Below are 14278 nucleotides of genomic sequence, written 5' to 3'. Positions count from 1 at the left end.
CTCCAAAAAACCCGGCCAAGCACGCCGGGTTTTTTATGTACAGGACGTAGGGTATGCCGCGGGCGCATGGATGCGCAGGAGCGGTGCCTTGTGCTGGATTACCTAATAATCAGCAGGTCAGTTACACTGGGTGCAGGCTTATTAAAGGAGGGCACGTCCATGTCATGGGTTGTATATTGCAAAGGGGTTCCCTTGCGCTGGTTGATAAGCGCTTTAATGATCATAAGTTTCAGTGTTTCAGCCGCTTCTAACTCTCAGTTACCTGATACGGCAGCCATAGCGCCGGAAATGGCCAGTGGTTTCAGCGTTAAACCTGTCACTCAAACCCGGCACTTCGCTGTAGCGGCAGCTAATCCGCTGGCGACTGAAGCGGGGTATCAAATATTGAAGTCTGGTGGTTCTGCAATAGACGCCGCTGTAGCAATACAAGCCGTACTGACACTGGTAGAACCTCAGTCCAGTGGTATCGGGGTGGGCTTTCCTGTTGTATTCTGATGCGCAGCAGCAGTTGTTTGCCTATGATGGCCGTGAAACTGCACCGGCCGGCGTAGATGAAAACCTGTTTTTGGATACACAAGGCGATCCGCTGGAGTTTATGCATGCCGTAGCCAGTGGACTGTCTGTCGGGGTGCCTGGCGTGCTGAAAATGTTAGAGCAGGCTCATCAAGATCAGGGCGTGCTTGAGTGGGAAGTTTTGTTTCAACCCGCTATTCAGTTGGCAAAGCAAGGGTTTGCCATCAGTCCCAGATTGCATCAGTTGCTTGCCAGCGAGCGTTACTTGCAAGAGGATCCTTTAGCAGCGAGCTTCTTCTACGATGATCAGGGTCTTCCGCTTCCCATAGGTTATATACTACGCAATCCAGCTCTCGCTGAAATTTTGGAACGTATAGCACGTGAAGGCAGTAGTGCATTTTATCAGGGCAGCATAGCGTCTGATTTGGTTGAGCGAGTACAGCAACATCCGCGCTACCCTGGTGTCATCAGCTACGATGACCTGGGCGCTTATGAGTCGATTCAGCGACAGCCGATCTGCACGCTATGGAAAGCTTATCGTATCTGCGGTTTCCCGCCGCCGTCTTCTGGCCATCTGACGATTATGCAGATTTTGGGCATTCTCGATCACCTGCCTATGCAGGAAGGTTTGGCTGACACAGGCATTCCATCGGAGACCTGGTTGCATCTGTTTCTGGAAGCTTCGCGGCTGAGTTTTGCTGACCGGGCGATGTATATTGCAGATCCCGATTTTGTCACAGCACCTGGTGGTAGCTGGCAGCACCTGTTGCAACCTAACTATCTGAAATCACGTGCAGCACTGATAGAGTCGACCAGTATGGGGAGCGGAGGCGCAAAAGCAGGCGAACCGTTTGTAATGACAACGGCCCGGGCTCCTCAACCTGAACAACCTGAGTATGGGACCAGCCATATCAGTATCGTGGACTCAGAAGGGCGGGCACTGGCGATGACGACAACGATTGAGTCGGCATTTGGTGCACGCATTCTTGCTGATGGCGGAACGGGCTTGCCAGGGGGGTATTTGCTCAACAACGAATTGACTGATTTTTCTTTTCAGTCCAGGGATGCTGAAGGCCGGCCGATTGCCAATCGGGTAGAGGCGGGTAAGCGTCCACGTTCCAGCATGAGTCCGACGCTGGTGTTTGCTGCTGATTCAGGTGAGTTAGTTGCCAGCCTGGGTTCTCCAGGTGGCGCTGCGATCATTCACTATACGGCAAAAACCCTGATAGCCATGCTGGACTGGGGGCTGGATGCGCAGACGGCTATTAGTTTGCCGCATGCTATAACACTGGGCGGGCCGGTCTATATCGAGCAAGGGTATTTTCCTCAAGCCTTTCAGGATGCGCTGCAATCCCGGGGACACGCTGTCAGCGAGAGAGAATTGACCAGTGGTTTGCAGGTTATTCAGGCAACGCCGACAGGTTTCAGCGGTGGCGCGGATCCACGTCGTGAAGGCGTTGTTCTTGGCGATTAATGGCGGTTAATCATAAGGAGATAAGTATGTACTCTGCTTCACCCCTGGTATCTGTTGAATGGCTGGTGCAAAACCTGGATGATCCAAAGCTGATATTGCTGGATGCCAGTATGGACAAGGTGGTCGGTATGACACCGCTTGTCTATGAACAGCCGTGCTTTATTCCGGGCGCACGTCAGTGTGATTTGGAAAACCGGTTTATTGATTCAAACAGCTCACTGCCGCATACCCTGCCATCAGAAACTGTATTTACTCAACAGGCGCAAGCGCTGGGTATCAATACGGATAGTGTGATTGTGATCTATGATAATCAGGGGATTTATGCCGCACCACGAGCCTGGTGGATGTTTCGTATCATGGGGCATGAACAGGTTTATGTGCTTGATGGTGGCTTGCCAGAGTGGCAGCGACAGGGTCATGCCACCGGCTCAGTGCTTACTATCGCTTCACAACAGGGCAATATTCAAGGGTGCTTTCAGGCACAGCGGGTTTGCTCCTGCGAACAACTACTGAGTAAATTGGAAGTTCCAACGACTCAAATAGTGGATGCCCGTTCTCAGGCACGTTTTTATGGTCAGGCACCAGAACCCCGGGCTGGCCTGCGAGGCGGTCATATCCCAGGTTCCATTAACCTGCCGTTTCTTGATCTGATGCAGGGCCATCGCTTTGCCGCTGCATCAATACTTGCTGAAAAATTTGCCGCGAGTGGAGTTCGGCCCAACACCCGGCTGGTTTTTTCTTGTGGTTCAGGGATTACGGCTTGTATCGTATTACTTGCTGCCGCCATTGCCGAGTATCAGTCGCTGTGTTTATATGATGCTTCATGGAGCGAGTGGGGTGCTAATCATCGATTGCCGATAAATTGAGCTGTAGTGCTGGTTTTACTCTCAAATAGATAAGGAAGCGAAATGCTGTCATTTCTACAGGGTTTTTCGATTGGCCTGTTTATTATGTGCGGCCCCTGGCTGTTGACAGGCTTGCTGAACCCGATGTTGGTGTTACCTGGTGGGCGGGCTGATCGCATCCGAGTGATCAAACGCTATGCCTTTGCGTTGCCATTTCTGTGTTTGTTACTTGGCCTTACCTCCTTGTGGGGTGGCTTTGGCCCCAGTTTAGCGGGCTGGTTGTCAGGGTTGGGTATTTTGTTTGTCTGGATACCGGGAGAGCGTGGCTTAAGGGGTTATATCGATAGGTTTAAGCAACGGCGGCACGAAAAGCGTGTCAAGGCAGAGCAGAAAGTCTGGCAACAGGAGCGTGCAACTAACAGTCTGGATCTCGATGATGCAGCAGCTCTGGCTGATCCACTCGTGGCTAAACTGCAAGTAATCAAACGGCGACTCAAGCAAGTGCAAGCTGATATCTCGCAGCCGGATCGTTTTTATACCCGCTATATCAAATTACAAACTATATTGGAGCAGCGTTTTCAACCGGGTGAGCTGGCAATGCAGCGCGCACAAGCACTGATTCAGGACGTTTATCTTAGCGTAATTCGTCGATTGGAGCGTCAAGCTGATCTACAGCAGCAGTGTCTGGCACTGGATCCTGAGTTCATTCGCAGAAAACTCGATAATCAGACCACGCCGCAGGCAGAAAGAGATGCGTTGCAAGCGCGCTGGAACATAGTTAATAGTATTAACCAACAGCAAGCACAATTGCAGGCGGATAATGAGAAGACGTTAACAATACTGGATACGACCAGTATGGCGTTAATGCAACTACAAACCCAGGATTCCGGTATTACCGAAGCCGATAAAGTGATGCAGGCACTGGAGCTATTTAATCAGCGTGTCTCTCGCTATGAACATACACCTAACTCACGGAAATCATCATGACTGAAAAACCCCTGTCGCTACCTTCACCGGAGCAGATTGCCAAAGAGTTGGACCAGGGTGCTCTAGGGTTCGATCCGCAGCCTCTTAAAGTCGAGGCCCAAGAGTTCGTACAAAATTTATTCGACGAGGCAGTCGATAGTCAGCGCGAGCAGATAGATCAGCTGGGTCTGGAGGTGCAGGCTGAATCAGCACGACTCACTCACTTGCTCAATACACCGCTGGAACAGCTTGGTGCTCAAGGTGAGGGGAGTACTGATGTAATTGCGTCGCTTAATCAGTTACGTGCGTTGATGCAGCAATTGAAACCTGACCAGAAGGCACTTGAGCCTAAGGGGCTAACTGGCTTTCTTAGTCGGATGTCGTTGCTGCAGTCACCAGTGAAACGTTATTTTAAGCGTTTCGAAACCGCGCAGGATACTTTTAATGCACTCATCAAGGGATTGGAGTCCGGCCGTGACAGGTTGCATCGAGACAATGTCACCCTGAGTCATGATCAGCAGGATATGCGTACCGCGCTGGGGTCTTTGGAACATTTTGCGTTGTTGGGGCAGATGGTAGATGAACAGCTTAGTGAGTATGTAGAAAGTAATGAACTACCTGGTAATGATAAGGTTTTTGTTGAAGAAGAATTGCTGTTTCCATTACGTCAGCGCATTCTGGATTTACAGCAGCAACAAGCCGTATGTCAGCAGGGCATACTCGCTGTAGAAGTGATTATTCGCAATAATCGTGAACTGATCCGAGGGGTTGATCGAGCCTTGAATGTGACCTTGTCTGCACTGCGGGTTGCTGTTACGGTGGCATTGGCTCTGTCTAATCAGAAGTTGGTGCTTGATCATATCGATGCGCTCAATGACACTACGAATGAGATGATAGCGGGTACAGCACAGGCTTTACGCCAACAGGGGGTCAGTATTCAGCAGCGTGCGGCCTCAGCACAACTGGATATGCAAGTGCTCGAGCAGGCCTTTGAAGAGATGCAGGGGGCATTGGATGATTTATCTAATTTCCGCCAGCAAGCACTGCCGACTATGCAAGATCAGATTCGGCGGATGCAGGCGTTAACTGGCAAAGGACGTTCCGTATGAAGATGATTGGCATGCTGGGTGGCATGAGTTGGGAATCGACTAATACCTATTATCGTGCTGTAAACGAAGGTGTAAAACAGGCGCTGGGTGGCTTGCATTCCGCCCGGGTACTTCTTTATAGCGTGGATTTTGCTGAGATTGAGGCTCTGCAGCACCAGGGTGACTGGGATCGGCTGGCTGAAATATTGATAGGGGCGGCGCGTTCCCTGGAAGCGGGTGGTGCTGATTTTCTGGTGATCTGTACCAATACCATGCATAAGGTCGCCCCTCGAATAGCGCAGGCTGTTAATATTCCGATTCTACACCTTGCCGATGCTACAGCAGCTTCACTAAAAGCAGATAGTGTGACAAGTGTGGGGCTATTGGGAACTCGATTCACTATGGAAGAGTCTTTCTATAGAGAGCGCCTGGAAGCGCAAGGTATTCGGGTGGTTATCCCAGACGTCGCCGATCGCCAGCGTGTTCATGAGATTATATATAACGAACTGTGCCGGGGCGTGATCAAGTCAGGATCCCGTCAGGCTTACCTGGAGGTCATGGAGCGAATGGTAGGTGAAGGCGCTGAAGCCGTTATTCTGGGGTGTACTGAAATCGGGCTGCTGATACATCAAGCCGATACAGTCATCCCTCTTTATGACACGACACTGATACATGCACAACAGGCTGTTGTCTGGGCACTGAATCAATCTTGAGTTGGCTGAGGTGGATTAGTTTTGCTGATTCTGGCCATTATTTATAGTCGTTAACAAGGGTTGGTAATGACCTATCGTATTGCAGTTATTGGTAGTGGCATGGCTGGGCTGACAGCCGCATATGGTTGCACCAAGCGCGGGCATGAGGTGACTGTTTTTGAGTCTGAAAAAGACTTCGGTATGGCTGCTCATACCCTGGAATTTGAGCAGGGTGTAATAGATGTTCCCTTGCGTGTTATGAGCCCGGACGCCTGGCCTAATGCCACCGCGCTAGCCAAGGAGGTTGGGGTCGATTTCTTTGCCATAAAAACCTTCACCTCCTGTAGCTGGCTTAACCAGAGTACCTGGTTTCGTAGTGGTGAACTTCCTCTTTTAAATCAACCGTTTGTTGGGTCATGGCGCTATCTTGATTTTAATGCGATCCAGATCGGATTGGGGTTGCGGCAACTGGTTCAATTGACACGTCAGTTAGAGCAGGAGAAGACAAACCTGACACTCGAAGAAGTGCTTGAAAAGCAGTCTTTTTCTCCGAAGTTCTGGCGCGGGTTGATGCTGCCGATACTCACAACCATTTGTACCTGTGATGAAAAGCACTTGCTTGCCTGGCCAGCCTTACAGTTGTTGCAGTTACTGGATAGTATTATGCGCAATGACAGTCTTTGTCGTATTAAGGGTGGGTCTACTGCCTTGGTTAAGGCGCTTTCTGAGGGGGTTACTCTGCATGCTGAAAGCCCTGTAACTAGAGTGACCTATTGCGATGATAAGGTGCAGGTAGAGAATGAGCGTGGAGAGGGCGGGTTGTATGATCGCGTGATTGTTGCTACCCAGGCTAATCATTTGCACTTTCTCGATCCAGAAGCCTTTGCGGAAGAGCTGGAAATACTTCAGGCGATACGTTTCGATTCCGGCGTGCTCTGGGTGCACCAGGATCAGCGCTTTATGCCTGAGCAGCGCAGTGATTGGACCGCTCTGAATTTTCAGATGGATGCACGCTTATTAAAACCGATGTTTACGGTTTGGGTTAATGCCGTGGAACCTTCACTAGTTAACGCTTCCCCAGTGTTTCAGACTTGGAATCCGTTATATAATCCTGAGCCTAAGACTGTTTTGGCGCAAATCCCGCTGCAGCGTGCAGTAGTCCATGCGGGTACAGAACAGGCTCAGATAAAACTGCAACAACTGCATCAGCAGCCGGACCGACGGGTATTTTTCTGTGGTTCCTGGGCTCATGAAGGCGTGCCTTTACTTGAGTCAGCCGTCAGCTCTGCTCACGCCGTTGTTGCTCTCTGCCGTTAAGGTGTTTGCTGATCTTTAAGGATAAATTATGAGCAAGTTAAGTACCCCTCTCGTTTTAACCGGTTTGGGCAGTCTGGCTGTAGGTGTTTTGATTGGCTGGCAAGTCAACTCGTCAGCTCCTGTGGTTGAGGAGTCCGTACCCGATACACCAGTTATTCCGACTTTGCAGTTAGGCGAATCTCAGCGCGGTGAGTTGACTTCGCAGAGTGCCCTTAATCGCAAGGATGGTAGCCGTTTCAGTGAGTTTCAACTCCCATTAAATACCGATAAGCTGGTTGAAGTTGAACTGAAAGGCAGCCTTGAGGGTATGTTGTCTTTATTCAATAGCAATGCTGAGTTGCTTGCCAGTGCACCTTTGTTGCGCTATCGCGTAGAGCAGCCAGGAGACTATACGCTGGTTGTCAGTGGTCAGGATGCCGATAGCTACGGTCCGTTTACTTTGGATTTGCGTGAAGTGGAGTTGAGTGATACTGATCTGCTTACTGTGCCCGCTGATATTCGTAATTGGTTACAGCAAGATGAAACCGGACATTATGTGCTGACCATTGAAGAAAGTGGTTTTTATCAGATAGATATGCAATCTGATGAAATAGATTCTTTCCTGGTGTTGCAGGGATCAAACGGCTATCGCACTGAAGATGATGATGGTGGTAACAACCTTGATGCACGTATCCGTGAACATCTTGAAGCAGGAGAGTACCAACTGACCGTGAGCTCATACAGCGAAGAGGCTGGCTTTTATACGCTGACCGTTGTTTCTCGTGACGCAGCTGATATGGAATACCAGAATCAGGCAGGGACACTGGAGCTTGATCAGACTGTAAGTGCTAGGTTGGCCAGTGATAAAGAAGATGTCTATCAAGTGACGCTTGCAGAAGCCGGAAATTACCAGATTGATATGGTCTCTGATGATATCGATACCTATCTTGAGCTGGAAGGTAATGGTTTTTACTTGAGTGATGATGATGGTGGTGGTGATCTGAATGCACGTATTCAATCCTACATGGAGGCAGGTGAATACCGTGTTATTGCTAAAAGTTATGATGAAACTGCTCAGGGCGCTTATCAGTTGACGCTGACGCCAGTGAACTGAACCAGTTATTACATAAGCAAGTGTTATAGATCACGTAACAGGAAATTAGAGATCCGATGTTGACGAATGAAAAGCTGGTATTGAAAATCGGCCGTAATCCACTTTATCTTATAAGAGGGAGTATTGATCTGCTGGTTGCGCTGTGGCTGTTTACATTATACCGCAGTGCTACATCAATGATTCCATTTTGGGATGATTGGACGCTGGTGGAGCTCTACCGCTCGATGATGAATGAGCTGTTTGATCAGGTATTTGCGGTACCTGCCCAGTGGACCGGCTATTTGTTGCTGTTGATTGGACTCTATTTCCTGTTTCATGGTGTCAGGCGGTATGTTTTACAGTTAAGTACACGCTACACGCTGACAAATGTGCGTATCATGAGTAAATCCGGTGTGTTGGGGGTATCGACACATGAGCTGATGCTGCGTTCAGTCGATGGGGTGTCACTGCAGCAGTCTCTGCTTGGGCGTTTACTGGGATACGGTACACTCAAAGTTGCTGGTCGTGGTGGTCATGAGCTGGTAATGCATTCGGTCAGTGAAGTGCTGGAGGTGAAGGAAACGCTTGAAAAGCGTTTGTTAAATCAGTCCAGTCAAATTCCAACACTGGAAAACAGTGTGGATTCATGAAATTTTCATGTTATTTTCCTCGAACCTCCGCTTTGATTAAATTATAATCGCGCCTTTTAATTTATACCGAGCAGAGCCACGGCTTTGCAGAGGCGGGGATGGCTATACATGATCCAAACACCCTATTACCTGATTGATAGAAGTAAACTGTTGCGCAATATGGAAAAGATTGCCTATGTGCGCGAGCAATCAGGTGCCAAAGCCTTGCTGGCACTGAAGTGCTTTGCCACTTGGTCGGTGTTTGATCTGATGAGCCGCTACATGGATGGCAGCACATCTTCTTCACTGAATGAAGTTAAACTGGGAAAGCTGAAGTTTCCCGGTGAAACTCATGCCTATAGTGTGGCCTATGCTGCTCATGAAATTGATGAAGTTCTGGCTCACTCCGATAAGATAATATTCAACTCAATTAGTCAGTTAGAGCGTTTTAGTGACGTTTCATCTGAGGCTGTCAGAGGGCTGCGCGTCAATCCCCGTGTGAGCAGTTCTGACTTTATCATTGCGGATCCGGCACGACCTTACAGCCGCCTCGGTGAGTGGGACCCGGTTCAAATTGAAAGGGTAATCGATAAAATCTCCGGCTTTATGTTTCATAACAACTGTGAGAACAGTGACTTTGACCTGTTTGATCAGATGCTCACCCGCATTGAAGCCGACTTTGGCCATCTGTTGCATCAGCTAGACTGGGTCAGTCTGGGTGGAGGTATTCACTTTACTGGTGAGGGTTATCCGATAGATGCCTTCTGTGCCCGTCTGAAACGCTTTGCTGACACTTTTGCCGTGCAGGTCTACCTGGAGCCGGGTGAGGCTGCAATCACTGATACAGCGACGCTGGAGGTGACAGTGCTGGATACCCTGTATAACGGTAAGCACCTGGCTGTCGTAGACAGCTCTATCGAGGCGCATATGTTGGATTTGCTGATCTACCAACAAAGCGCGCGCATGAGTCCCAATGAGGGCCCCACAGTTACATGATTTGTGGAAAGTCCTGTCTTGCTGGCGATATTTTTGGTGAATTTAACTTTGATCATGAACTCAAAGCAGGTGATCGTCTGTCAATACAGGACGTTGCCGGTTATACCATGGTTAAGAAAAACTGGTTTAATGGTGTGCAAATGCCCGCCATTGCAGTGCGCCATGAGGATGGCCGTGTCGAGCTGGTCAAGGAATTTAGTTTCGACGATTTTGTGCATAGCCTCTCCTGAGGTTTGTGTTCGGCCCATGTGAAAAGTGGAGTTGAGGAAAGAAATGAAGAAAAACGTTCTGATAATCGGTGCTGGAGGTGTGGCCCAGGTAGTGGCTCATAAATGTGCGCAACATAATGACCTACTCGGTGATATAGCTATTGCATCCCGAAATGTAGCTAAATGCGAACAGATCCTTGCCAGTGTCAAACAAAAAAACAGTCTGAAAGTGCCGGGTAAGCTTAGCGCTTTCACACTGGATGCACTGGATGTGGAAGCCACCAAGGCCTTGATCAGAGAAACCGACTCTCAGATCGTCATTAATGTAGGCACTGCCTTCATCAATATGTCTGTACTCAGTGCCTGTATCGATACCGGTGCTGCTTATCTGGATACAGCTATTCATGAGGATCCAGACAAAATTTGTGAAACGCCGCCTTGGTACAATAATTACGAGTGGAAGCGTCGTGAGTTGTGTGCTCAGAAGGGTGTTACCGCCATTCTGGGTGTGGGTTTTGATCCGGGAGTGGTGAATGCCTATGCCGCTTTGGCTGTGTCAGAGTACTTTGACTCCATTGATTCCATCGATATTATCGATGTGAATGCCGGTAGTCATGGGCGTTACTTTGCCACCAACTTTGATCCGGAAATAAACTTTCGTGAATTTACCGGGCAGGTCTGGTCCTGGCAGAACAGCCAATGGACCAGTAACAAAATGTTTGAGGTCAAGCGTACCGATGACTTGCCGGTTGTAGGTGAGCAAACCACCTATATGACTGGTCATGATGAAGTGCACTCCTTATCCCAGAATCTGAATGTACCCAATGTGCGTTTTTGGATGGGTTTCGGTGAGCACTATATCAATGTGTTCACCGTGCTGAATAACCTTGGACTGCTGTCAGAGCAACCGGTTACAACGGCGGAAGGTCAGGAGGTGGTGCCGCTTAAAGTGGTTAAGGCTGTATTACCGGACCCTTCATCTTTAGCACCAGGTTACTCAGGTAAAACCTGTATTGGTGATCTGGTCAAGGGGACGAAAAACGGCCAGGATAAAGAAGTGTTTATCTATAATGTGGCTGACCACCTGGACGCTTTTAATGAAGTGGGTAGTCAGGGTATCTCCTACACAGCGGGTGTGCCACCTGTGGCGGCCGCACTATTGATTGCCAGGGGTGACTGGGATGTCGGCACGATGGTCAATGTTGAACAGCTACCGCCGCAGCCTTTCCTGGGGCTGCTGAACGAAATGGGACTGCCCAGTCGTATTCGTGACGAGCAGGGCGATAGACCGCTGGTTTTCTAAGTGGCGTTTTAAATAAAATCGCTTACCCCATAATCACCCGGCCTTTGCCGGGTGATTCGTTTCTGTTATCTGTATTAATTCAGCTACATAAGATAAGATTCATGTATTTAACCTGAAACTGATCGGTCTATACACTATGTTGAAATATAACGAACAAAAGCGCACTTTTCGCTATCGCATCGGTAAGCTGATTGAAAATATATTGTCAGCTCTGGGGATGCGAACACTGGACTCCCAGTTTCTGTTTTCCTATATCATCATGTTTTTTCTTACCGGCTTTAGTATTTTGTGTGTCTATCTTGCCCTGCTGGATCCAACGCAAGTGCACTGGCTAAAAGCATCCATGATTTCATCTGCACTGGTATTGGTATTTGTGATTTTCGGTCGTATGTTCGGCCTGACAGTGATGATGCGCCAGGTAAAAAATCTGCGCGATCACCTGCGCATTCTTGCGGAAGGCAACTTCTCTGTACCTATAGAGATTGATAACTCTCGCAATGAAATAGGTCAGAACTATATGGCTTATAACGAAATTATTCTGGGTATAGGTGAGCTGCTGCATAAGGTCACCCAGACCTCCAGTCGTGTCAGTACCGGTGCCGATCAGGTGGCAACCACGCTGTATGACACCAGCCGGGGGACAAATATTCAGTTACAGGAGATCGAACAGCTGGCCGCCGCCATTACTGAAATGGCGGCCACAGTACAGGAAGTGGCGCAGAGCGCATCACTGGCGGCCGAATCAGCTGGTCAGGCCGACAAGTCAGCAGGCCATGGCCACACCATGCTCAATCAGACGGTTGACAGTATCCGTGTTGTTGCTGAGCGGGTGACTGAGTCAGGTGAGGTCATTGCTGATCTTGCAGAGGGGAGTCAGAAAGTCAGTCAGATCCTGGATGTTATTAAAGGCATTGCCGAACAGACTAATTTGCTCGCTTTGAATGCAGCCATCGAAGCCGCACGTGCCGGTGATCAGGGGCGGGGCTTTGCCGTAGTAGCCGATGAAGTTCGTACGCTGGCCTTACGTACCCAGGAATCCACCCAAAGCATCGCTGTGATTATTGATCAGCTGCAAAAGCAGTCGGAATCCGCCGTTAAAGTCATACAGCGCAGCCATGATGAGGTCGCCAGCTGTGTTGGTCATGCTGATGATGCTGGCAAGGCGCTGGCTGAAATCGTCAACTCGGTCAGTGTCATTTCAGATATGAATACACAGATTGCCACAGCCGCTGAGGAGCAGAGTCAGGTTGCACAGGATATGGACCACAATATCAACAAGGTTGCTGAGCAGGCGCGTCGGACCAACAGCTTTGCCGATCAGACTGTCTCGGCTACCGGTCAGATCAGTAAACATGTACAGCAGCTCAATGATGAGTTGGGGCACTTCAAAACCCTGGTCAAGGGGGTTGATCTCAGTGCAGCTAAATCAGCACATCTGTCCTGGAAAACACGCCTGCGTTCTTTTCTCGACGGTAAAGCCACGCTGACCCTCAAGGAAGCGGTCTCACATCATGATTGCGCTTTTGGAAAGTGGTACTACTCAGCCGGGTTGGAAAAATATGGACAGCTATCTGAACTAAAAGCCATTGAAAAGCCGCATGAACAGCTACATGCTCAAGTACGTGAGGCGATTAACTACAAGGATGCCGGTGATTTTGCTGCCGCTGAACGCTGTTATGATCAGGTGTCCGAAATTTCAGCGGGTATTGTTGATCTGTTGAACCAACTGGAAGACAACATCGCGGCAAGCGTAAAGTCTTAATGAAGCCTGGTTTGATTGCGATTTCTGACAGGTCGATGTAGTTAAATCTGATAGACCCTGGCGCGCCAAGGATAATGGCGCGCAGATTCCGGCTCTATTGTTTCTTCAATAATAACCAGGCATCGGCATAGTCACTGATATGCCGATTGGCCTGATAATAGTCGTCCCAGTCGCGATAATAGCCACTTAACCAATCCAGTTGATACAGGTTGTCATGAAAGGCACCACCGGTATCAGCCAGGACCGTTAAACGGAATACCGGCTCGCCATGTTCCTCAGTTCTTAGCAGAATTAAGCGCCCTAAGCCCAGTTGAAAAATATCACCAGCCACAGTCACTTGCGGACGAATGGGGATCTTGTAGTCGGCATCTTTACCATAACCCAGCACACCGGGAACCTCTTTAAAGTACCAGTAGCGCTGCTGTTGTTCGGGGCGCTGGGTGCGATCATAGGCAATACCATTATTTCGATGCACATTAAAGTAGCGGCGATCTCCACTCGGCTCATCGACCACGGCTGTGCCCTGAAGCAATGCACCTTCCAGGTCGCTTCTACTCAACCAGATAAGCGGCGGAGCAAGGTTTCGCATATAAGCTGCTTGATCATTTGAGCTTTCTTTGGCCACAATTTCTTGTTTGCCGTAGCGGTAGCGAGTGATCTGATTCTGTTTAGCGTCGGCTTCATCCAGGCTTAATTGGGCTTCATCAAAGGGCAGGCCATACAGGGCATGCGGTGTTTCAGGGGATTGATGGGATTGTCCATCGGTCAGGCGTACATAGTATTTAGTCAATAAAAGCCGATCAGCCGGTAAACGTTGTAGCAAGGGCTTGTCATCACTGAGCTGGCTGGCTCGCTGTTGATCAGGCGACCAGCGCACTATTTCAAAGTGCCGGGTAATAAAGTCAGGATCGGTAAGCCGTGAAGCGCGACCTGACTGCTTGTCTGCATTCACCACATCACAGACAAAGGTTAAGGTATCTTTGATGCGATCAGCCGGTGTTTGCAACCAGGGCGTTGTGCCACCATGAATCGCGGCAGGGTCATAGGCATTGCCTTGAGAAAGATAGCTTTGCGTTTGCTGTGCAACGTCGCACAGGTCGTCACTTAAATCGATCCATTCACCCGCAGGCAGTTGAGTGGTCGGTGAAAAGGTTGGGCTGGCGAATAGGCTGCCACTGAACAGTAACGATAGGGCGAGAGCCAGATGTTTAGGAGTTGCCATTAGAGAATGATGTCTCAGAGGTTAAATTGTATGCCTAGTGTAGCAAACGGATGCTGAATGCCAAATTACCGGGCTGGGTATTGTGATGGGGTGTCGGCATTATGACCCTGTGTGCTACATAACATATACAAAAACTATTCAACGACAGTCTTTTTTGATTTGAACCTTGAGCTCCAATGCAGGATCATAG

General features: G+C 49.3%; 12 protein-coding genes and 1 pseudogene. 12 read left to right on the top strand and 1 reads right to left on the bottom strand.

What is annotated here, in order from left to right; all coding sequences use genetic code 11:
* Positions 1-66: 66 nt before the first annotated feature.
* The 12 genes and pseudogenes from LH51_RS08380 (at position 67) to LH51_RS08330 (ending at position 12866) form a co-directional block, all read left to right on the top strand.
* A pseudogene (locus LH51_RS08380) lies at positions 67-1987 on the top strand (gamma-glutamyltransferase family protein).
* A 26-nt stretch (positions 1988-2013) separates the two neighbouring features.
* On the top strand, positions 2014-2853 hold the full coding sequence (locus LH51_RS08375) for a sulfurtransferase (RefSeq protein WP_036521438.1): 840 nt from the start codon (positions 2014-2016) through the stop codon (positions 2851-2853).
* Positions 2854-2895: 42 nt separating this feature from the next.
* Entirely contained in the window at positions 2896-3819 is a 924-nt protein-coding gene (locus LH51_RS08370; RefSeq protein ID WP_052063591.1) for a hypothetical protein, read from the top strand.
* Positions 3816-4907, top strand: a complete 1092-nt coding sequence (locus LH51_RS08365) for a toxic anion resistance protein (protein WP_052063590.1) — start codon at positions 3816-3818, stop codon at positions 4905-4907. Before LH51_RS08370 ends, LH51_RS08365 begins: the two co-directional genes overlap by 4 nt.
* Positions 4904-5599, top strand: coding sequence for an aspartate/glutamate racemase family protein (locus LH51_RS08360; RefSeq protein ID WP_036521436.1), 696 nt, complete (start codon positions 4904-4906; stop codon positions 5597-5599). Before LH51_RS08365 ends, LH51_RS08360 begins: the two co-directional genes overlap by 4 nt.
* A 66-nt stretch (positions 5600-5665) precedes the next feature.
* Positions 5666-6895, top strand: coding sequence for an FAD-dependent oxidoreductase (locus tag LH51_RS08355; protein WP_052063589.1), 1230 nt, complete (start codon positions 5666-5668; stop codon positions 6893-6895).
* Between the two features lie 28 nt (positions 6896-6923).
* Positions 6924-7988, top strand: coding sequence for a hypothetical protein (locus tag LH51_RS08350; protein ID WP_036521434.1), 1065 nt, complete (start codon positions 6924-6926; stop codon positions 7986-7988).
* 56 nt (positions 7989-8044) lie between these two features.
* Positions 8045-8617: a PH domain-containing protein gene (locus LH51_RS19065; protein ID WP_052063588.1), complete on the top strand. Its 573-nt coding sequence runs from the start codon at positions 8045-8047 to the stop codon at positions 8615-8617.
* A 108-nt stretch (positions 8618-8725) separates the two neighbouring features.
* Positions 8726-9592, top strand: a complete 867-nt coding sequence (locus LH51_RS08340; protein WP_235263615.1) for a carboxynorspermidine decarboxylase — start codon at positions 8726-8728, stop codon at positions 9590-9592.
* On the top strand, positions 9589-9822 hold the full coding sequence (locus LH51_RS22470) for a hypothetical protein (protein ID WP_235263614.1): 234 nt from the start codon (positions 9589-9591) through the stop codon (positions 9820-9822). Before LH51_RS08340 ends, LH51_RS22470 begins: the two co-directional genes overlap by 4 nt.
* A 43-nt stretch (positions 9823-9865) precedes the next feature.
* Positions 9866-11104: a saccharopine dehydrogenase family protein gene (locus tag LH51_RS08335; RefSeq protein WP_036521433.1), complete on the top strand. Its 1239-nt coding sequence runs from the start codon at positions 9866-9868 to the stop codon at positions 11102-11104.
* Positions 11105-11240: 136 nt separating this feature from the next.
* Positions 11241-12866 (top strand): methyl-accepting chemotaxis protein, encoded by a 1626-nt coding sequence (locus tag LH51_RS08330; protein WP_052063587.1) that lies wholly within the window; start codon positions 11241-11243, stop codon positions 12864-12866.
* A 94-nt stretch (positions 12867-12960) separates the two neighbouring features.
* Here the strand turns inward: LH51_RS08330 and LH51_RS08325 are convergent, their stop codons facing one another.
* Positions 12961-14088, bottom strand: coding sequence for an MltA domain-containing protein (locus LH51_RS08325; RefSeq protein WP_036521431.1), 1128 nt, complete (start codon positions 14086-14088; stop codon positions 12961-12963).
* Positions 14089-14278 lie beyond the last annotated feature (190 nt).

The organism is Nitrincola sp. A-D6 (genome assembly GCF_000764495.1).
Classification (GTDB): Bacteria; Pseudomonadota; Gammaproteobacteria; order Pseudomonadales; family Balneatricaceae; genus Nitrincola.
Note: the sequence above shows the minus strand (reverse complement) of the source record. Positions and strands in the feature narration are given on the sequence as shown.